This window comes from Pseudomonas sp. TWR2-1-1 (genome assembly GCF_049897045.1).
Classification (GTDB): domain Bacteria; phylum Pseudomonadota; class Gammaproteobacteria; order Pseudomonadales; family Pseudomonadaceae; genus Aquipseudomonas; species Aquipseudomonas versuta.
The window spans coordinates 247,561-267,317 of the sequence record NZ_JAFCVM010000006.1; the positions used below are offsets into that span (position 1 = coordinate 247,561).

A 19,757-nucleotide genomic window follows, 5' to 3' on the forward strand; every position below is an offset into this window, starting at 1 on the left:
GCTAGCGGATTACTGGCAATTAGCGCTTGCTCAGCTCGTTGTAAAGTTCGGGGCGGCGGTCGGCCAGGTAGAAATTTCCGGTTTTAGCGTCAAGCAGCTGCTGGCGTTCCAGCGTAGCGCTAATCAAGGTTTCGTCATGTTCGGCCAGCGCAATCTGCAAGCCATTGGGGGCGGCGATACTGCTTTGGCCGCAGTAATGAATACTGCCCTCATGTCCGCAATAGTTGGCGTAGGCCACATAGCACTGGTTCTCGAAGGCACGGCAGCGCACGGTGACATCGGCGATAAAGTCATAGGGCGCCATGTTGGCGGTGGGTACCACAATCAATTCGGCGCCGGCCAGGGCCAGGCGCCGGGTATTTTCCGGGAATTCCAGGTCGTAGCAAATCAGCAGGCCCAGTTTCCAGCCATTGAGTTCGAACACCGGGAAGGCGTCGGGGCCTTTACTGAACATGGAGTGGTCCAGGTCCCCGAAAAGATGGGTTTTGCGGTAGTTGCACAGGCTTTTGCCGTGGGCGTCGATCAACTGCACGCTGTTGTAGATTTTCCCGTCGGCACCGCGCTCGGGGTAGCCGTACGCAATCGCCATGTTCGTGGCTTTGGCCAGTTCGGCAATTTGTTTCGCAGCATCGCCGTCGTGGGTTTGCGCGAGGCTCTCCACGGCTCTGGCACCGATGTTGTAGCCCGTGAGGAACATTTCCGGCAGGACCAGCAAGTCGACGTCTTCGGATTGCAGCGCAGTTTCACTCAAGCGCTGAAGGTTTCCCGCGACATCCAGCGGCAGGGGCGGACATTGATAAAGTGCGATGCGCATGGGGTTCTCCGGTGTGAATGCTGACCTTTCCCAGGAGTCTGGCTCGACGGCGCTGATGCAATCGCTGGCAAGCCGGACGTGAATAAGCCTTGGATCAATTCAGACCCTGGGGATACACGATCATCACAAGGATGGTCAATCCGGCAGGGCAATCGGGCCGATTTCGTGGAACACATCGCCCGGCCCTGGATTCTCGGCATGGGTGCTGCCGCCGAAGTGGGTCATGATGCCCCATACCGCGTTCAAGGAGGTCTGTACCGCACCCTCTACCCATGCCGGGGTCCATGACACATCATCGCCGGCAATGAAAATTCCGCGTTGCTCGCCGGGTAAATCCTGCTGCATGAAGTGGGCGTACATTCGCTGGTTGTAGCGATAGTGCCCCGGCAGCGCGCCTTTAAAGGCGCCAAGGAAGTGCGGATCGGCTTCCCACGACACGGTGATCGGGTCGCCGATGATGCGGCTGGCGATATCCACCTTGGGGTAGATCTTTTTCAGCGAGTCGAGTGCCAGTTTGACGCGCTTTTCCACGGGGTGAGGAAGCATTTTCAGCGCATCACTCATCCACGAGTACGACAGACAGATAACCCCGGGCTTGTCGTCTCCGTTATCGAACAGGTAGGTACCGCGGGTCAGGCGATCGGTGAGAGTCATGCTCATCAGGTCGCGGCCGGTTTGCGGGTCTTTGTCTTTCCAGAACGGGCGGTCGACCATGACAAAAGTTTTCGAGGACTGCATGTAGCGCGTACGGTCCAGTGCCATCCACACCTTTTGCGAAAACAGCGACTCTTCGCATTCGATCTGGGTGGTCAGCAGCCAGCTTTGACAGGTGACCAGAATGGCTGCATGGGAGCGGACTACCCCCAGGTTGTCGGTGACGCAAAACTGCCCGTCAGGGGCGCGGGAGATGGCTTTGACCCCGGTACGCGGTGCACCGTTGTGCAATGAGCTGAGGCTGGTGCCTTCGGGCCAGTGGGCGCAGCGTTCAGGCGCATGGCGCCAGATGCCCAGCGGGACTTGCTCGACGCCGCCGACGACCAGGTGCTGGTGGTCATCACAGTTGGTCATCACTACCCGGAAAATTTCGAGCATCGAGTTCGGGAAATCGGAGTCCCAGCCGCCGGTACCAAAGCCGACCTGGCCAAACACTTCGCGGTGCTGGAAAGACAGTTTGGCGAAGGCCTTGGATGTGGCTACAAAGTCGTAGAACGTGCGGTCGTCCCACAGTGGAACCAGCGTGTTCCACAGCTCTTTGAGGCGTGGTACGTCACGGTCGCGGATGGCTTGCTGGATATCGCCAAAGCGCGAACCCGATTCGAGCGCATCCGCCCACGCGTCAGCGACTTCCTGGAAGAGTGCAGGCAGGTCCGCCAATTTCTGGGCATAGAACGTCTGGCCTTCCAGATCGATCACAGTGCTGCCCGAAGCGGGTGTCAGCGGGTTGGGAAACGGTTTGGTTTCCAGCCCCAGCTTGTCGACGTAATGGTAGAACGCGGTTGAAGACACCGGGAAACGCATGCCGCCCAACTCGGCGATTACCCCTTCAGTACCTTCAAAGGCTTGTGAACGCAGGCGCCCACCCATTTTCGAGGCTTCATACACTACGGGTTTGAGGCCCAGTTTCATCAGTTCGTATGCGGCGACCATTCCGGCCATGCCAGCGCCGACGATGGCCACCTCGGACCCCAATTTGTCCGCAGGGATACTGCCCAGGCCAGCCGGGTGTTCGATCCAGTCATCAAAGGCAAACGGAAAGTCCGGGCCGAAGATGGTAATGGGTTTTTTTCCGTCGATAGGGTGGCGATTATTTTTGTTCATGGCTGACCTGCTGGCGACCCGCGTTCAACGCTGAGTATAGGAAAAGACAGGCACCATGATAGGGAGCGCAGAACACGTTAATAAGGCGCAATGTGTCGTCGTTATGACTAATTTTTAGTCATTATGACGAATAAAGACTACATAGTGATGTGTCTGGCAGGGGTAAGTGTCACCCGCGGTCGACTTTGCTGCTGAGAATGATCGAGGTGGTGGTTTTTTCAACACCTTCGACATTGCCTATCTGATCCAGCAATTGATCCAGCTGCTCGGGAGAGTCGCTGCGTAGCCAGGCCACGTAATCGAATTCGCCACTGACAGCGCACAGTTGCTGCACCTGGCTCATGCTGCTCAGGCGTCTGACGACCTCTTTACCCGAGCGCGGTTGCACGGTAATGCCGACATAAGCCTGCAAGCCACCATCAATAAGTCGCTGCCCCAAACGTACGCCGTAGCCTGTGATCACTCTGGTTTTCTCCAGCCGCGCCAGACGAGAGGTCACTGTAGTGCGCGCAATCCCCAGCTTGCGCGCCAGCATCGCCACGCTTTCGCGGGCATTGAGCTGCAAGGCCGCAATCAATTGACGGTCGATTTCATCCAGTGCATGCGGGTGGGCATCAGACAAGGGGGGGCTCCTGTTACATGAGTGGCGCGGGCGGTCATGGTACATGGCCTCTCGTTAGCAGCCTACGTCTGGACACGGTTCTTCATATGTTCATCAAACGACAGTTATAACCACGAAGATAATGACTCTGTCGATCATACGAAGAAATATATAGAAGTTGTAAGCGTGTATCGGCAGTTTATTGGAGGGGTAAGTTCGGATTAGGCACTTTTCGCTAAATATGTAACGTTGAATTTAATTACCTGAAAAACTACAACGTCCAGTACTTATATTTGTACCGGGCGTCGCGACAATAATCACTCTTGCTATTGACATATAAGAAAACATTTTAGGTGCGTGCGCCCCGTATCCAAATAAAAAAACGTCGTCGATACTGATTATCGCAACATCGAATCTGTTCATAACCGGCAATCTCTATTTCTTTGGAAATAGCAGGCGGCCATTAATTGAGGAATATATAAATGGTTACTCAAAAAGCGATTACCCATACAAGTCCGGGTGATATGGATACCAGCTTTGGAATAGGTGGCATTGCAACCATTGAGGTGCCAGGTGCCTTTTACTCTACCGTTACGGGAGTCATAAATGGTCAGGACGACTCCCTGTATGTTTGCGGAACGGCGGATACGGAAACTGGTTCAAGATTTTTCATCACGGCTTTAGAATCCAGCGGGAGCATTAATCAAGATTTTGGTAACAAGGGTTTTGTCATTGGTACCTTTGGTGCAGCAGTCGAAGACTCCTATGCCGCGCAGCTTGTCTGGTCTCACGATGAAAAGCTGCTACTGATTGGGTCCTCCCGTATTGGTCTCGATATTTATCCGGCACTGGCCAAGTTTGACCAACGGGGCAATATTGAACCGACATTTGGCGAAAGTGGCAGTGGTAAAGTTGTAGTGTTACTTCCCGGTCCGCCGGGCACACATTTCTCATCAGAAAGCGATTCTGAGCAGAAGGCGGTTAAAAGCACTATTGCACCATTGAAAGTCGGCGCAGCCAGCCTGCTGAATGATGGGAAAATTCTGTTTTCCCATTATTTCTTCAGAGGACCTGCCCCAAGCTACGGCATGGTCATCCAGCTCAGCTCTAATGGCTCTCTGGACACAGAGTTCAACGCTACCGGTTATTTAGCTGTCATGGCTCCCGGTTACAAGTCGGGTCAGACACAAGTAACCAATGTAACGATTGATTCAGCAGGCCGGTATTTAGTGTGCGGTGGTGTTAACCGTCTTGACTCCTCCCCGCTTAATTCTTTTATTGCGCGCTATACGGCACAGGGTGTGCCGGATAACACATTCGGCCCGGACGGGTTTCAAATAGTGTTTCAGGATGAAGTCCTTCCCGGTGGGGATCGCGTAGAAGTAATGGTTCCGTTGGACGCTGGGGGTGTTTTAGGGCTCGGTGGTTCTATTTATGAGCCTTATGTCGGTCAGCTATTAATGCTGGAAGAAAATGGCCAGATGAACCCTGATTTTAATTTTGGTACCCCCCTTAATACACGTTTGGGTGAAAGCGGGACGCTTTGGAAAAACTGTACTTATCAACCTGACGGGAAGCTGGTAGTCGTGGGTGCAATCGACAAGCTTGTAGACTCATTTGACTTTGATATCGTTATTGCCCGTTTTGATAATTCGGGTAGTCTGGACAGTTCATTCAACTCGGGGCTCGGTTGGGTGCGCACGCGATTAGGCAATGAAGTAGCAGGCGCTTACACGGTTCAGCTGCAGAACAACAAGATTGTCGTTGGTGGGGTTTCGGATTCCATGGGGGTTGTATTGCGCTATCAAAGTTAAGACCTGTGTAGTTTAACAATAACTCAGCCTTGTAGTGTGAGTTGCTGAGTGTAGATAAGAGCCTGTCATATATATGGCGGGCTCTTCAGTATTCTTATTTCATCGCCCGAATCTGATGGACTGTCACGGGGCCATCAAGGTAGGTGAGGTTGTTATGCGTGTAAAGATTGCTAGGGCGGCGCACGTACGCTCTAAGCCGTTGCGCCTGGATGCTCGCACCTCTGGTCATGCTGTCTTCGGTGCGAAAGGTTGCCACCCGGCTTGCGAATCAGAGCCTTCCAGATGGCGAAAGGAGCTTTGACGAGAGTTTCCATGAGCGGTGTTCTAAGGAGGCCGGCGAGCCTGTACTTAACCTCTGGAGCGCAGAACTAACGCCAGGGCTCATGCAAAAACACGAAAGCCGCGCAATGCGCGGCTTTGAGTATGGTGGGCCCAGTAGGACTCGAACCTACGACCAAGGGATTATGAGTTGGCAAGTGACGCTGCAAGCCTAACGGGATCGTACATAGGTAAGCACAGGTTAAACAAGTCAAAGCAGCGTGGATATTGATGTGTAACGGAGCCTAGCGGAGGTGATAGAAACTAGGTGCTGTACCTCTAGTGTACCCGCGAGGTCGCTTTATTTGGGGGGAGGCTCGTGATTAGGCACAGGAGGAGGTGAAGCTCCGTCGATTTTTTCGTTTTTTTGCCACTGCTATCAGTTTTGCATTTCTTCGTGAGTGTCCGAGCTAGCACCCGCTGGCAGATCTGCTAAGGGATAGATTCGAGCTGAAATGAATTTGATTCTCATGAGAGAATGATCGACGAAATTAAATACCAAAATGGAGGTTGATGAATGCCGCTTACATCCAAGCAAATTAGCGCAATACAGAGTCAGCTTGAGAGTAAACGCAAAACTGTGTCTTTCGATAGTTACGACCTTTCGGTTAGGCAAATTTTAGATATGGTGGAGTCAGGAGATGTATTTGTTCCGCCAGAATACCAACGACAGTTTATTTGGGATTCAAATCGGCAGTCGGTTCTTATTGAATCGGTTTTTTTGGGGATTCCGGTTCCGAGTTTGTTTATGGCAACTAACACCGATTCAACATGGGAGGTAGTCGATGGAGTACAGAGGCTTGGCTCTCTTAGTCATTTTGTAGGTACCGAAGGGCTTCTCGATAAAATCAACAAAGATACGCCCCTTGTTGTAAAAAATCTAGAGAAGCTAGATAACTTCAATGGCGTGAGCTTTCAGGATTTACCTAAGTCAATACAGCTACAGTTCTTGACGCGTCCTATCCGAGTTACTGTTTTAAATGATAGGAGTGATCTTGCTGTAAGATTTGACCTGTTTGAACGGCTAAATACGGGGGGGGTATCCCTTACTGCGCAGGAAATAAGGAACTGTGTTTATCGAGGTAAGTTTAATGATGATATAAAGCTTTTAGCGGCATGTCCGGTGTTTAGAAGTGTTGTTAGAGTTCAGGATAGTAAAGGATTGAATGGTACTTATGAAGAGTTGGTGTTGCGGTTTTTTGCATATTTAAATAATTATAGTAACTTTAATCATTTAGTGAAGGACTTTCTTAATGGGTATATGAATGATAACCGTCATGTTGGTGTGAGTGTTGCAGATAAAGCTCTTTTTGATAAGACTATAGATATATTGCATAAGGCCTTCCCGAAGGGTATTTCAAGAGGTAGAGCGGTCACCCCAGTAAATTTGTATGAAGCCTTTTCGGTAGGCGTGGCTTTAGCGTTAAGGAAAGGCAAGGCTGTTGATCCGGTCAAGCTGCCGGACTTAATTGATGATAAAACACTTAAAACTTATACAGGGGCAGGGTCTAATCAGAAGAAGTATGTTGTGGGTAGAATTGAGTATGTAAGAGATGCTATATGACAATCTGTAAATATGTCAGGGAGGGTGCGAATAGTCGATTGGCAGAGGCTCGAGAGCTGCTGGTTAATATTAAAAATGAGGAGCCTCAAGAAGGTGTTCCACGACCACCAACGCCTCTGTCTTCTGCGCTAAGAGGGCTGATGTATGTCTCGCTGTATGGTGCGATAGAGTATGCAGTTACTCATGGTGTTCAATGCTTCATAAATCACATGTGTGGACTTAAAGTCAGTACTAAACATTTAGAGTCGTCTCTCTATTCAATTGCTCTTAACTCACAGCTGGAGTCTGCTAGAGGGGGCGCTGAAAGAAGAAAGTGGGAAGCTAGAAGGGCTATTTTCGTAGGAGTAGATTCTGAAATAGTTTGCAGCATACCTGACACGGTTTTTGGCGGTTTTTTGCATAATGTATATCCGAAAACAGTACTTGAAATATTCCTGTGTCTAGGAATAAGCAAGCCTGCGACGATTAGCGAAAGTGAGATAGGGTATCTGAATGAAATCACAGAAAAGCGTAATGCGGTTGCGCATGGGCGAGAAACAGCCACTGAGGCCGGTAAAGGGTTATCAGTGAAAGATTTAGAACTTAGATTAAGTGTGTTATATAGCGCATGTTCATATTTCCTGGATGTGATCGAGGAGCATGCGCTGGAGCTTCGTTTTGTTAAGTTGCAGTATAGGGCTGGCTATCAAGAGAAGGCTGCAGGTTGAAAGTGGTTTTTTTATTAAAAAACAATACGCTCTCAATGGTGGAACGCTTTGCTATATATTTTTTAGAGTTGGTATTCATGTCGACCATCGAGCGAGATGAGCTAAAATCTGCTCGATGAGTCGGTTTTAATGATAAGCTTTCTGCCATTTCACTGATTATTAGTGCAACGTCATTTCTGATTTCTTTATAGTATGAATTTTGCACGACAATAATGCATGGTGCTTCAGGCTTCAATACTCTCGATATTTCGCTCAGGGATTTATAAAGTGAGTCGAAGTACTGGAGGTGATTTTTCAAGTAGTAAGTTTGAGAAGCTTTGGATGGGTGTTCGCGCAATGCATCCAGGAAAAACTTACACTCACGGCCCCACTCAGCCCGTATTTCTATGTTGCTTTTCTGAACGGTTGAGCTTCCAGTGAGTGAGCGACGAAGCTGTTTAAACTGGACGCCACCTATCCCAATAACAGCTAACTCAATATATGTTGCTATTGCGTAGTCAATTCGAGTGCAGTATGGAGGAGAGGTAATCACTGCATCAATAGAATCAGTTGAGAGCGGAAGGTTTTCAGCATTGGAAAGGATCAAGTTTAGTCGGTTTGGATCAACCTTGCTTGCGAAGAGGCGTTTTTTGTACTGTGAAAGAAGTAACTCTATTTCTTTCGTAAATAGGCTAGTAACACATTGTGTTGTAACATGTTTTTTGTCTGCAGCATTTTTCGGAACCTTTATCCAAGTTGGATTAGAGGCTACGAAGTTTTGAGTAAGGCGTCGTGTTACTCTGAAAAGTGCCAAATAGAATAGCGCAGCTATGGGCGTGACCTTATCGAGTGCTTCTGCTGTGCTTAGCTCTAAATATGTAGAAGGAGATACTAGCGTCCGATTGATGCTAGACTCAATTGTTCTTATAGCCAATGCGGATTGTGGGTCAAACCAATTACATAATGGATCTGTTTCAGATTTTTTAGATGCTGGGCTTTGACTTTTAATTACTGAATGCGCTATGGGCAGCAAGTTCTCTAATTCAAGACTGGAAACGAGCGATGCTTTTGCGACTAATATCATCGCCGGATTCAGATCAGAACCTACTGCTTCGAAGCCCCGTTTAAGTGCCGTCGTCGTAGTGGTGCCACTACCATTCCAAGGGTCAAAAATTTTGGCGTTATTCGGTAGACAAATCGATTCCAGCGTGCTTTCAACAAATGCGTCGGAGAAGCCTGCGTAGTAAGGGAACAGTTTTCTGCCTTCCGCCTCTGCAGAGTCCAGATATCGTTTGGGGTTAGCTATTTGAGGATAATGTGGCAACGTATTTTTCACAGCAAGAAGGCTACAAGAGGTTCCACTCGGGATTCTACCCTGCTTTGAGCGCTTCCAGCGAGCCAAACGACATAGATCCGACAGACCTCTGTCGGATTCATTGAGCCGCTTGTCAATTATCACCATTGCCTTTTCTTAATTTCTGCATAAACCTCTTGGTCAGATTACTTCTGTCGTGAGACGCAGACTAGCGAGATATATTATGTAGCTTCATGAATCGTGATAAGCGGAGTAAGCAGGTTATAACTGCTTATTTGTGGCTGGTTAGGTTTCTGTATTTTTGGTGTGTGAGCTTAAATTGAATTATATGGTGCGAGCTTTGATAGATCATAAGTTACATGAAAATTGAAGTCCAAACATTGTCGGGGTGAGCATATTTTGAGGTGTGGCTAATTGAAGTATACGCCATAAATCGACTTTAACCATATAAAGTAATCGGGATCAGATATCTTTCTTTCTAGTGTCTCGTTGTCATGTGTTAGCCAGAAATCCATGGATTTAAGGTTTATCTGAAATTTAAAGCTTGTCGGGAACTTAGGTGTATTGTTAGGAGGGTTGTTGTTTGTAAGCTCGAATTCAATTTCTGTTGGGAATCTTTCAAGGACCCTACCCATCGCAAAGAGAAATAGTTCTACAATGTCTAAATAGTCTTCGACTTCGACTAGTGTAGGAATGTAATAGTCGTGTTCTACTTTGTTGCGGGTTTTATTGAGTTTTGATAATATCCGAGCGGATAGTATTCCGCACTTTGCGATGTGATTAAGTTTTATGTCGAAACCAAGTTTTTTTCTTTTATGGATTAGCTCAAAGCCTAGATTTTCACAAAGTATTTCCACACTTTTATGGAAGGCACGCTTAGCATTGCCGACGGCGTTTATTAAGGATCTCTCTCCATCAGATTCTTCAAAATCTTTACGTGCAAATTCTAGATAAGCAGAGGGGGAGGTGCCTGGGCCATAAGAGATCCAGTCATAGGAGGCCAGGCAATCAGAGTATTCAAGTAGATGTTCTGGTTTAAAATCAGTGATTTTCATGAGATGACCGGTTGAGGTTGCTTTTTGTATTATTTTTAGGCTGGTGAAAGATGTAGTGCGGTTTGGCTAGTCTAGATTTCTTCAGCAGCAGCTATTCTTTAAACTAACGATTTATTTCGTATTTTATGGCTGATAGACTATGTTAGTTTAATGGGGAATGCTAGTTGTATTTGGTAGAGCTGTCTGAGCGGCACACAGAAGGCTCTCGGGTCGCTAGTGCAGGATTAATTATTTGCATGTGAGATACAAATTCGGTTTTATAGTGCTATATAGTTGTTGTTTGTTTGCACAAGTGTGTATTCCGTATGTATAAGCTAGTTGCGGATAGGTTTCAAAACTATAATGCCATTAATAATCTCGATGGTTAATTCACTCCCAAGAGTTAAGCCCATCATAGTAAGTAACTCTGCTGGTAAATCGACTATTAGGTTACCACTCTCATCTGCAGCATCTTGGCATGTTACGGTCCAAGTTTCACTCTCATTCATAGTCCTGAGCCTGCATGCCAGGAAATCTGTTGAGTTGGTCAGAATGCTCATCTTCATCTGGTGCTATCACATTGCTATGTGGTACTGGCATAGGGTTTAAATGTTTGAGGGTTTTTTCTAGAAGTCCCGTAGATCGGAGCGTGCAACGCGTGACCATTAGCGGCAACTCTAGCGGTTTATCGTCATCCTCATCGAGAAAGATTGGCGCGAACGGGCTGTCGTCAATTTTCATTTTAAGGGTTCTCTTGGTGGACTGATGGCCGTGAATTAACTTATTTTGCTCAAGACTATAGCTAGTAATATCGAAGGTCTAATGCTGATACGGCTTTTTGTTCACGAAGTCCTGCACCTCGTTATCACTTTCGATATTCCCGGCTCCAACGCTGTCACCATTAAATAAAGGTATATGGCTTGGAGGCTCAGTTTTCGCTGCCGAGCTGTGCTGAGTATGCGTACCATCCGGGGCGTTGGTAAATCCGCCTCCATTTCCCATAGCCTCCGAAAAGCTTGAGGAACCACCTCCAGCGGCATTGTTTGACTCTTGAGTTCCTCCAAAGTCGAACCCTCCGCTGTCAGTCTCCGTGGAAGCCATGCTCATCTGTGCGGATTTGAACGCCGCTGACAGCGCAGACATACCTCCAGTCGCCTGTGTGGCACCAGCCAAGGCAGAGGCACCTGCAGAGGCGGCTGCGGATGCTGCCATCGTTGCCGCCCCTATGGCCGCCCCAGCCCCAAAGCTGCCGATGCCGGATGATTGCCCTCCTGAACCCACTATCCCAGCAAGCATAGGCGGCAACTTGTTTACCAGGGTGAGCAGAACAACAGATGCTACTAGCAGGACGCACAAACTGTTCAAGTCGGGCGTTCCGGCCTTAAACGCTGTGTAGTACTGGTCTATGAAAGATTTCCCGATGCCTATTAGCAGGATCATTGTGAAAAGCTGAATACCAATACCGAGTACTGCTTTGTAAAAGCTGACCGCAATATCTGAGGTCCAACGGCTTCCCCCGAACCCTAATAAAAAAACGCCGGCGTATGCCAGAAGCCATGCAGATACTAGTAGCAGCAACATATTCACTGCAATGAGGGCTAGGACTATTAACACCACGATTGCAGCCACGAGCATAACCGCAGAAACAACCGGAGACAGCAGGGATGCTGATTCACTGACTTTCGACAAGATGCTGAAACCAATGTCGACGATCCCGGATGGGGAAAGGCCATTACCGAGACCTGAAGCCTCGGCACTGATGTTGCGCATGGTGTTGATCATGGATATAGATATGGCCGGTCCATTTATCAGTAGCCACCAGAAAAAACCTAGTGTTCCGAAAAACTTTATGGTTTCGGCGAAAAACTCCTGAATATCCGCTCGTCGCAGAGCCATGAACCCATACGTCCAAACCATGCTCACAAGCGCCAGACTCCAGAATAGCCAAGTGGCCGCACTAAGAATTTTGGATTGCCAGGTAATGGCTACTGCAGAGAAGCTATCTAGGATTTGGTTCAGCATATTCCCGCTATCCAAGTCAGCAGCCTGAGCAGCTTGTGCGCTGATGAGTGCTGCGAACAGTAGGTGAGTCGAAATGAGCTTTTTCATGCGTTCACCATTGTCTGTCGTTGCTTTGGGTGTTTTTGTGACTCAGCGCGCAAGCATCTCTAATCGTTTGCTGATCTGTTTTCGAAAGCCCTGTGGGGTCGTCGTTACACTTCAGCCTCTTCGAGCTGTGCTGCTCGTTGCAGCCGCTTAGGAGGGCGATTAGAAGGGCAATGCAGGTTAAGGTTCGACAGTGCATATCTGCTCCTTACCAAGACCTTTCAGCGCTCTGGCTGTTATTGCCCGAGAGAGCATGTTGGTCGGCAGCCTGTTGCTGGGATTCTCGATCACCTGCTATCTGAGCTTCAGTAGCTACGGAGCTTTGCTGAGCGACGAGCAAGCTTCGGATTTGTATGAGCTGATTGGCTTGGGCACTAGCCAGTTGATTAGCCGATTGGATTGCTTGCATTTGCCCCTCAGCGTTGACGGCTTGGCGCTGCATATTTGCCAAGTTATTGGCATCCCGTTGTAGGGTGTTTTGTTGGCGATCAACGCTCATCAGAAGGGCGTCGGTGCTTAGTTTTCGGGCAGTGCTGGCCTCTGCACGGGCAGTGGCGATGGCCCGTTTATCCTGATCTGAGCAAGTCTGAGAGCCAAAGCAAGGGGACGCTGAGTAGTGCGAGGTGTCGTGAAACTTGGATAAGTAGTTTTCGAGGCTGCCTGCTTGGTGCCTGTAGTAACTGAGGGTGTTCTGAGCTTCCAGTAGCTTCGTTATCGTTTGGTCAGCCTGATCCCAAATATAGGATGAAGGCGCAGCAGTGTTCTGCAGCATATTTTCGTACTGCATTAGCTGAGTTCGGTACTGCTCAATCTGCTTTACGACAGCGGCGACACTCTGCATTGCACTGATTGTGGTTTGCCCCAAATTCAATCCGTCGGCAACGGGTATGCCTGCAAGTGCTGGTTGGAGGTGTGTTGCTGCGATTACCAGTAAACACCCACCTATAAAACCATTGGTTTTGTTCATGGGAACTCCAAGGAAGAACGCGGAATGATTGCGTGATTTTTTAGCGGCTAAAATTTTAAGGACTGCACCAAGTGCAGCATTTCGCTCTGGTTAGCCTCGATCCGCTTTAATAGCGCCCTCACTACGCCGGGTGTCCAAGCACTGCCCGTGATGGCTAGTTTGGTGTCATCGGTCAGCCAGAGCTTTAAAAGCCCTCCTAAGCGACCTTGATCAGCATTAACCTTTGCAAGCTGATGCACACACTGCGAGTCGATTGTTCCTTTGATTACGTGCCCAAGGCTTAGGCGGCGGAGATACTCGGCCACTGTCAGGCTTACTCGGGCTGCGTTTTCTTTAATTACCATTTCCTCACTAGCCAAGACGGGAACCCTCAAGTGTTTGCCATGTTTCCTTGAGTCCACACGGGATCGATTCGATTGCATTAGATACATCTCCTGTCGTCACAACGATGTTCCTCTCGCGGTAGCGAGACGCCTCGCAGAGCAAGAAAGCGTTGAGTGCCGCCAGGCGCGAATAAGTGATAGTGAAATTAGCTTGCCGGCTTGCCGGTTGGCTAACTTTACCTATCTTGCCCGGCATCTTAACGTTCTAAATTCGTTCTTCTAGAGTTCATCTTAAAATCACAAAAGCGTTGTTTTTAAGTAATCCAGCGTTGCTTTAGCGATACCTGGTCGTAGCTCATAATAAAGTTGTTCATGTAATTTTAGGTGCCTGCCTAATCTGAGTTGTGCCCCCCAAGTGTCAAAAGGTAGCTCCCCACGACTGCAATAGTCGGAGGTAAGCGGTGGTAACCAGTTCGAATGAAGCTTGATAGTTGTATTGCTAACACTTGGGGGGCTTTAACTCTCGTCAATGAGTCGAGCAACGCCAACAGCAAGGAAATACACGCGACGTCCGAGTTTCTTTTTCTCTGCGCTAAGTCGACGACCGAGATCACTATCTTGGCGAATAGTAAAGCGCAGGCCGTCTGGCGAGCGGTCAAATAATTCTGCGACTTGGCTGAGGGTCATAAGTGGACCGTATTTCCTTACAAGATATTGTTCGGTGCTCATCGCTAGACTCCTATTAGTGCCGTAAGTAAAGCAATATTAGGGTGAGTTATCGCTAGGATCAGCTGAGAGATATGACATCTAGGGTTTACCTGTCTTCAAGCACCGCTGTATGTTTTTTGAGCAGATGTGATTTCGCATCACCTAGTTAAAAGATCAACTTCGTTAAATTAGTTAAAGACGCGCGCATGTTAAGGGGGCTCCAAGCTTTATACCGCGGGGGGTGCAAGGCAGATGTGGCCCCTAAATCCGCGAGGGGGTATGCCCCTGAATCCGCGATAGGTCGCCCCTGAATCCGCGAAGCTCGACGCCCCCGAATCCGCGAAACAAATGAGCTCATATCTAGGAGGGTTGTGGATAACTAAGACTTTTTTAGACTTGGACAGAAGCAATGTGTGGCCCTTTTGCGGGAACCGCCCAGTTAAATAGGAATAGTTTTCTGCTCATCTTCCACTAAATAAAATTTCGTTTGGTCCTAAAATTGTGATTCGATACTCAGGTAGATTATCTGCCTTGCTTGCATAATTCATGGCTTCGCGGAATTTTCGAAGGCGTGTTGTAGTGCTGCCACATTTGCTCGCCAGGGTGGCTAGTGAAACTTTCCACATTCCTTGTCTTCCTACGTGTTTACGTGCGATTTCGTATAACCGGCGCTCAAGCGGCTTTCTTAGCAGAAAATAGTCGGAGGGTATTGTTAAGACCTCCTTGGCCTCAATAGCGTTATAGAGCCATTGGGATAGAGTCATTTCAATCGCAACCATTCGTGCGTCTGTAGAGGATCTTTCAATAAAGCGATAGTTATCTATAAGCCCAAATGAGCTCGTACTGTTGATCCCAGAGGTATAGATGTTTGTCTTCAGGGTCGTCCCCTTTAAGCGATCAAGTCCGTCTCGTATAGCCCGATAGTCCTCGCCTCTCACCCCCCGATGCGTTGCCATCAAGTAGTCATAGGCTACGAATTTAACAGTTCGGGAGGTTGGAAGCCCTGAATTGATACCTGCCAGTAACTGGCTGGTTGCATATATCAGTATATCTTTGTCTCTTATCGTGGCTCTGCCATAGAGCGAGGGTATCACTTCTACGCTTTTGCGACCGTCCACACTGGTCCATCGCCAAATTTTTAAGTCCTCCCGGGTTGCCAGCGAGAAAATTGGTGCTTCCATCGTTGCTTGATCATCTTTAAAAGAGTAGTTGCTCATAGTGCACAGGAAAAACCCCAACTGCTCCATATCTGAGGAATCGGTGCGTGGTTTGACTTCCTCATTGTCTGGCATCGAGGGCATCTTTATCGCCCACATATCGATTGATATGTCCTGAAAGTAGGTAGAGGTGAATGGTTTGAGTTTTTATATGCGGTGCTAACCATGAGTTCCAGTCCGGAGTATAGATGAGTACTAGCGCTATCATCCGGAAGGCAGTATGGTTAGACAGCGGTAAAATATGAAAAACGGCGTTTACAGGGGGGTGGGATGGGCGCCAAAGATGATCGAATTTATATTTATGAGAATTGCGATACTAAAATCGCTACGGCTATACGGTGCTTTTTATCTCGAATTGAGGGACATAGCACTTCTTCGAAGTCAAAGTCAGTTTGGAAGTTGCTAGGTGGTTGTATCGACGAAGATGCAATACGATTTGCAAAGCTTTATCCAGATTGGCAAATTTCCGCTCTTATACTTGAATATGGTGGTCTATCAAAACTTGGGAAATTTTGGAGTGATCATGTATGTCACATAGCTGCGCATGACTACGCGGTTGCAAAGAGTTTTTGGAAAAATGAAGGCAAGGATGACTTAGTAGCATTTGTGGAGACGCTTGAATCTTTGAGCGATACGATGGCGTTGGCAATAGCACAGACTCCTGGGGAAATCACACTCAAGGAGCCAGGAATGTTACGGGGTGGGATGAGGGTCAAGGCCTATTCAAAAGCTGAGCGTCACTTTCCCTACTGTGAACTTTGTTGGAGGTTGAGCGAGGCCGCGAGAGATCATCTTGCAGAGGCGCGATTGTCGTACACTCTTAACGATACCCGTAGAAAGAAAGTGATTGAGAAAGACGAAGAGGACGGGATTGGTAGCTTACGCTTCTGTTCTGTACATAATCCAAGTGATCCTGATTCGAGGTATCGTGCTGCTCATCGTTATCGCGATTGTTTTTGGCGAGAAATAGAAGCCTGCAGAAAGCGTTTTTTAATTGCACGTAAATCTATTCTATCAAGCTATATTGATTCTCCCTCCTCACTTGGGGTCCAGGTGAATTTGCTTTCTGATAACGGTCTGAGTCGGGATAAAATTGTTGCAGTCACGAGGTTGCCTGAGCCTGTAGTCGATAGTATTTTGGCTAGATATGAATGTACAGAATATCTAAAACTAACTGAAAAGGAGTTGCAGTTTAACATTGCAGACCACGCTTTTATTCGTCAGGCGGCCTATTTAGTGGCTCATGATGATTTGGCTGGTTTGATTGAGTTGGAAAAGGCTGTGCCCGGGCTGCTGCTAGAGGCGCTTGGCGATGTTATTGAGGAGGCTTTTAATCGAAAACTCTCACTTCAGAGTAGAAATATAGTACAGCTTGTGTTGGAGGGGCTGACTCCGTCTGATATTGCGGGTAGGTTACGTATTTCGCGTCAGCTGGTTCATAACACTACGAAGAGAGAATTGGTGGTGGCGTATCGCAAATTCTTGAGGCTAGCCCATTATGAGGACTAACCTTCTTAAGTATGTCTTTTTATGTGTAAGTCGTCCCTAACTATATGGGCCTGTGAAATAAGCAGGACCTAGTGTTTACGATTTTCATAGGCGCTCTTGTTAAACCTTGCGCAGATACACAGTTAGGCGAATGAGAGGGATGAGTGATGTTTTGTTTTTGAGGTAGGCGCGGTGCTGAAATCTTAACTTTATCTGGTGAGGTGGTGAAACATTGGTTGGTGAATTCCGACAACTCTCTAAGACGTTTGTTGGTATAGCGCTCAGGGCACAGCAATAAAATACCTCCTAGTTCATATAGCTTGAACGCTTTTATTAAAAAAGCATTATCAGGGCTGTCGGTATCCTCAACCTGCCAAAGCTCTTTTTGGAAAGTTGAACGTGGATAATCTTTTGGGTCTACTAAATATGATAGGGGGCGGTTGTCTCGTAGTTTTAACATGTTGGCGGCTGAATATACCCATAAATCCAATGCTGCCGGAAGCATTAATAGTGTAAGGAATACAACCATCACTAAGGAAATGCCGACCTTAAAGTAGCGTCGCAGCGGGCTCCCAGGCATTGCATAGAAAGCTATAATTGGAAGGGTTGATAGCAGCATGGAAATGAAGCAGTAAGGAATAACTTGGAACTCTTCTATTCCTTGATCTGGCCCGCGCCAAGCTAGTAAGGTAATTTGGGCTGGGAATACGCCTGTTAAAGCTGTTAGCCATATAAGTGATGCTATGCAAATCAACGTCCTTTTTTCATGGATAAAGCACCAGACGATACCATGTCCACGACCAGCTTTTTTCATATAGCGATTTCTCGCTGCACTAGTGAAGGAGAGCGCCCAAATGGAGCCTGTCAGTGCTATAGCATAGGCGATTAACAGGATGATCCACGTAGGGGTTTCAATGTATTCAGATAATATAAGGCTTAGCGTAAGCCATATGAAGCCTACCCAGACTACTTTGACGAATCTCATTGCGAGCTTGGCTGTGTTTGATGGTTTCAATTTAAACGGTGAAACGATGACGCTGAAAATGATTGAGGGAAATGCGAGTATGGTCAGAAGGCCGCAAAGTCCAATAAAAATAGAAAAAAGCCATACTAGCAAATTTTGAATGCTGTCAATGGACTTCAGCAGTAATTCTGGGTGGCCAATTACCCAGAGATACTTACTTAATGTAAGTATTGCTGCCATAGTTCCAAAGAGTACACCCCACCATTTGCCGTCACTGAAAACTTTAAGGGCATACTCTTTTATGGTCGAATTTCCTGATGGGGATTCGTCTGTGCTACCTGCGCTCAAATGTGTATCTCCTTAAATGCATTTTCGATAACTTATGTGGTTGGTATATCTGATGCTCTAAAATTCGGTGCGTATATTGTTAGGCTATCAAGCTTGTTAACAAGGTCCTCGGCCCGAAGATGTGTGTAGCGTTTGAGCATTTGCATAGACTTGTGGCCACTAATAGCTGAAACCTCTTGGTCTGACAGCCCACCTTCTACAAGTCGGCTTACTGCTTCATGACGGAGGTCGTGAAACCTGAAGTTAGGGAGGTCCAGCTTCTTTTTCAACTGCCCCCAAATTTTGGTGAAGGTATACGGTCGACGTTTCCCGTCCTTTCCAGGCTCACCGAAAAAAACCAGATTGCAGTCGATCGGCCGCACAGGGTTATCCAACGCAGCTTTGAATACTTCTGTGGCGCGTTTGCTCAGCGGGACGGTTCGCGATGAGTCGTTCTTTGTGTCTGAGAGGCGTATGACACGCTTTGCCAAATCTACCTGAGGTCGCCGTAAGGATGAGATCTCAGACGAGCGCATACCCGTTTCCAAGGCGATGCATACAATCCAGCCCAGCATCGGGTTGCTGTGTCGATTCACGGCGGCGAGCAAATGGCGTTCTTCCTCCGGCGAGAGTCTACGATCACGACCTTCTCCCGGGCTGGGCTTGCGAATGTTCAGCACCGGATTGAAGGTCAGGCCCAATCCCCACTCCTGAATAGCGACGGTGTATAGGTGGCTCAACAGAGCCAACTCTAGGCGCACAGTGTTGTTGCTGATGTTTCCATCGCGGCCGGGCTCACTCAGTCGCTTGTCGCGATAGCCGGCAATGATTTCTGCAGAGAGGGCGGCGAGAGAGTATTTGCCAAGATGCTCTATGAGCTTCTTGGCTTTGGTAATTTCACCGCGCTGGGTGCTGGGCTTCTTGGTGGGGGTGATGTCGCTCAGGTAGCGCTTGAGTGCAGCCTCAAGAGTCATCTTCTCCGAGCCGCTGCGTTGGATGTAAACGCCTCTGACCATTTCGTCTTCGGTACGTCGAGACCAGTCCTCCGCGTCACGCTTGGTGCGGAAGGTTTTAGCCACCGTAGGCCAGCCAGTTTTGCGAATCAGTGCCTTCCAGGTGCCGGAAGGTGTTTTGACGAGTGTTGCCATGAGAGGGTGCTCCTAGGCGGCTGGCGAACCAGCACTGTACCTAATTTGTACCCTTGGAGCGTAGGACTGTAAAAACAGTGACCACTCCAGAAACACGAAAGCCGCGCAGTGCGCGGCTTTGAGTATGGTGGGCCCAGTAGGACTCGAACCTACGACCAAGGGATTATGAGTCCCCTGCTCTAACCAACTGAGCTATAGGCCCTCAGTAGGCCGCGGATTATAACGATGGTTTCTCGCGAGTGCTATCCGAAAAGTCTGAAATAGAGGCGTGAAGAATGTTCTCTGCGATTTTTTTTGCAGTTTAAGACCCGATTGAGATATTTCTCTTAGTGTTGCTCGCAGCCTGCTCGACAAGAAAATCCCGTAGCCGCAGGGCTTCGACACCCTCTGCAATGACGGTACTGGCAATGACTGAGTCGTAGGTGTTATGTGGGGGCGACGCGATAAATTTTTTGTCGTTTTTTCTGTGCCCAGAGATAAATGCTTGAGCTGGTCTTGATTGATGACCCTCAGGGTTTAACCCCTGCTCCGACGGTCCAGGTAAA

General features: G+C 48.2%; 17 protein-coding genes and 1 tRNA gene. 4 read left to right on the top strand and 14 right to left on the bottom strand.

Annotated elements, in window-relative coordinates; genetic code table 11:
- Positions 1–19: 19 nt before the first annotated feature.
- From ACP7BO_RS17225 to ACP7BO_RS17235, 3 genes are all read right to left on the bottom strand, one after another.
- Positions 20–814: a carbon-nitrogen hydrolase family protein gene (locus ACP7BO_RS17225; RefSeq protein WP_426211649.1), complete on the bottom strand. Its 795-nt coding sequence runs from the start codon at positions 812–814 to the stop codon at positions 20–22.
- A gap of 135 nt (positions 815–949) precedes the next feature.
- The gene (locus tag ACP7BO_RS17230; protein WP_060696702.1) at positions 950–2,632 is read right to left on the bottom strand and encodes a flavin monoamine oxidase family protein; all 1,683 of its coding nucleotides are present in this window, start codon (positions 2,630–2,632) and stop codon (positions 950–952) included.
- A 169-nt stretch (positions 2,633–2,801) separates the two neighbouring features.
- On the bottom strand, positions 2,802–3,299 hold the full coding sequence (locus tag ACP7BO_RS17235; protein ID WP_426211651.1) for an Lrp/AsnC family transcriptional regulator: 498 nt from the start codon (positions 3,297–3,299) through the stop codon (positions 2,802–2,804).
- 416 nt (positions 3,300–3,715) lie between these two features.
- On the opposite strand from ACP7BO_RS17235, the gene ACP7BO_RS17240 reads away from it, so the two are divergent.
- From ACP7BO_RS17240 to ACP7BO_RS17250, 3 genes are all read left to right on the top strand, one after another.
- On the top strand, positions 3,716–5,047 hold the full coding sequence (locus ACP7BO_RS17240) for a hypothetical protein (protein WP_426211653.1): 1,332 nt from the start codon (positions 3,716–3,718) through the stop codon (positions 5,045–5,047).
- A gap of 835 nt (positions 5,048–5,882) precedes the next feature.
- Positions 5,883–6,929 (top strand): DUF262 domain-containing protein, encoded by a 1,047-nt coding sequence (locus tag ACP7BO_RS17245; RefSeq protein WP_426211656.1) that lies wholly within the window; start codon positions 5,883–5,885, stop codon positions 6,927–6,929.
- Positions 6,926–7,636, top strand: a complete 711-nt coding sequence (locus ACP7BO_RS17250; protein WP_426211658.1) for a HEPN domain-containing protein — start codon at positions 6,926–6,928, stop codon at positions 7,634–7,636. Before ACP7BO_RS17245 ends, ACP7BO_RS17250 begins: the two co-directional genes overlap by 4 nt.
- Here ACP7BO_RS17250 and ACP7BO_RS17255 read toward each other — a convergent pair.
- From ACP7BO_RS17255 to trfA, 8 genes are all read right to left on the bottom strand, one after another.
- A complete protein-coding gene (locus tag ACP7BO_RS17255; protein ID WP_426211660.1) occupies positions 7,590–9,077 on the bottom strand; it encodes a DNA methylase in 1,488 nt (495 codons plus the stop codon). The genes ACP7BO_RS17250 and ACP7BO_RS17255 overlap by 47 nt on opposite strands.
- Positions 9,078–9,340: 263 nt before the next feature.
- Positions 9,341–9,985 carry a hypothetical protein gene (locus tag ACP7BO_RS17260; RefSeq protein ID WP_426211662.1) on the bottom strand — a complete coding sequence of 215 codons (645 nt, stop codon included), beginning with the start codon at positions 9,983–9,985 and terminating at the stop codon, positions 9,341–9,343.
- Between the two features lie 480 nt (positions 9,986–10,465).
- Positions 10,466–10,705 (bottom strand): hypothetical protein, encoded by a 240-nt coding sequence (locus ACP7BO_RS17265; RefSeq protein ID WP_426211664.1) that lies wholly within the window; start codon positions 10,703–10,705, stop codon positions 10,466–10,468.
- A gap of 78 nt (positions 10,706–10,783) precedes the next feature.
- Positions 10,784–12,073 (bottom strand): P-type conjugative transfer protein TrbL, encoded by a 1,290-nt coding sequence (trbL, locus tag ACP7BO_RS17270; protein ID WP_426211666.1) that lies wholly within the window; start codon positions 12,071–12,073, stop codon positions 10,784–10,786.
- A gap of 205 nt (positions 12,074–12,278) precedes the next feature.
- Positions 12,279–13,037 carry a P-type conjugative transfer protein TrbJ gene (gene trbJ / locus ACP7BO_RS17275; RefSeq protein WP_426211668.1) on the bottom strand — a complete coding sequence of 253 codons (759 nt, stop codon included), beginning with the start codon at positions 13,035–13,037 and terminating at the stop codon, positions 12,279–12,281.
- Between the two features lie 47 nt (positions 13,038–13,084).
- Positions 13,085–13,468, bottom strand: coding sequence for a plasmid mobilization protein (locus ACP7BO_RS17280; RefSeq protein WP_426211670.1), 384 nt, complete (start codon positions 13,466–13,468; stop codon positions 13,085–13,087).
- Between the two features lie 408 nt (positions 13,469–13,876).
- Positions 13,877–14,089, bottom strand: a complete 213-nt coding sequence (locus ACP7BO_RS17285; protein ID WP_426211672.1) for a DNA-binding protein — start codon at positions 14,087–14,089, stop codon at positions 13,877–13,879.
- A gap of 440 nt (positions 14,090–14,529) precedes the next feature.
- Entirely contained in the window at positions 14,530–15,360 is an 831-nt protein-coding gene (gene trfA, locus ACP7BO_RS17290) for a plasmid replication initiator TrfA (RefSeq protein WP_426211674.1), read from the bottom strand.
- A gap of 195 nt (positions 15,361–15,555) precedes the next feature.
- On the opposite strand from trfA, the gene ACP7BO_RS17295 reads away from it, so the two are divergent.
- Complete coding sequence (locus tag ACP7BO_RS17295) at positions 15,556–16,794, top strand: hypothetical protein (protein WP_426211676.1); 1,239 nt, start codon at positions 15,556–15,558, stop codon at positions 16,792–16,794.
- A 40-nt stretch (positions 16,795–16,834) separates the two neighbouring features.
- On the opposite strand, the gene ACP7BO_RS17300 is transcribed toward ACP7BO_RS17295, so the two are convergent.
- The 3 genes from ACP7BO_RS17300 to ACP7BO_RS17310 form a co-directional block, all read right to left on the bottom strand.
- On the bottom strand, positions 16,835–18,085 hold the full coding sequence (locus tag ACP7BO_RS17300; protein ID WP_426211678.1) for a hypothetical protein: 1,251 nt from the start codon (positions 18,083–18,085) through the stop codon (positions 16,835–16,837).
- A 32-nt stretch (positions 18,086–18,117) separates the two neighbouring features.
- Positions 18,118–19,212, bottom strand: coding sequence for a tyrosine-type recombinase/integrase (locus ACP7BO_RS17305; RefSeq protein WP_426211680.1), 1,095 nt, complete (start codon positions 19,210–19,212; stop codon positions 18,118–18,120).
- A gap of 125 nt (positions 19,213–19,337) precedes the next feature.
- Positions 19,338–19,414 (bottom strand) — tRNA-Ile (locus tag ACP7BO_RS17310).
- Between the last annotated feature and the right edge of the window lie 343 nt (positions 19,415–19,757).

Bases quoted from the DNA above. Each gene is read 5' to 3' on its own strand.
- ACP7BO_RS17225 (WP_426211649.1), bottom strand. From the start codon at position 814: ATGCGCATCGCACTTTATCAATGTCCGCCCCTGCCGCTGGATGTCGCG.
- ACP7BO_RS17230 (WP_060696702.1), bottom strand. From the start codon at position 2,632: ATGAACAAAAATAATCGCCACCCTATCGACGGAAAAAAACCCATTACC.
- ACP7BO_RS17235 (WP_426211651.1), bottom strand. From the start codon at position 3,299: ATGTACCATGACCGCCCGCGCCACTCATGTAACAGGAGCCCCCCCTTG.
- ACP7BO_RS17240 (WP_426211653.1), top strand. From the start codon at position 3,716: ATGGTTACTCAAAAAGCGATTACCCATACAAGTCCGGGTGATATGGAT.
- ACP7BO_RS17245 (WP_426211656.1), top strand. From the start codon at position 5,883: ATGCCGCTTACATCCAAGCAAATTAGCGCAATACAGAGTCAGCTTGAG.
- ACP7BO_RS17250 (WP_426211658.1), top strand. From the start codon at position 6,926: ATGACAATCTGTAAATATGTCAGGGAGGGTGCGAATAGTCGATTGGCA.
- ACP7BO_RS17255 (WP_426211660.1), bottom strand. From the start codon at position 9,077: ATGGTGATAATTGACAAGCGGCTCAATGAATCCGACAGAGGTCTGTCG.
- ACP7BO_RS17260 (WP_426211662.1), bottom strand. From the start codon at position 9,985: ATGAAAATCACTGATTTTAAACCAGAACATCTACTTGAATACTCTGAT.
- ACP7BO_RS17265 (WP_426211664.1), bottom strand. From the start codon at position 10,705: ATGAAAATTGACGACAGCCCGTTCGCGCCAATCTTTCTCGATGAGGAT.
- trbL (WP_426211666.1), bottom strand. From the start codon at position 12,073: ATGAAAAAGCTCATTTCGACTCACCTACTGTTCGCAGCACTCATCAGC.
- trbJ (WP_426211668.1), bottom strand. From the start codon at position 13,037: ATGAACAAAACCAATGGTTTTATAGGTGGGTGTTTACTGGTAATCGCA.
- ACP7BO_RS17280 (WP_426211670.1), bottom strand. From the start codon at position 13,468: ATGTATCTAATGCAATCGAATCGATCCCGTGTGGACTCAAGGAAACAT.
- ACP7BO_RS17285 (WP_426211672.1), bottom strand. From the start codon at position 14,089: ATGAGCACCGAACAATATCTTGTAAGGAAATACGGTCCACTTATGACC.
- trfA (WP_426211674.1), bottom strand. From the start codon at position 15,360: ATGCCAGACAATGAGGAAGTCAAACCACGCACCGATTCCTCAGATATG.
- ACP7BO_RS17295 (WP_426211676.1), top strand. From the start codon at position 15,556: ATGGGCGCCAAAGATGATCGAATTTATATTTATGAGAATTGCGATACT.
- ACP7BO_RS17305 (WP_426211680.1), bottom strand. From the start codon at position 19,212: ATGGCAACACTCGTCAAAACACCTTCCGGCACCTGGAAGGCACTGATT.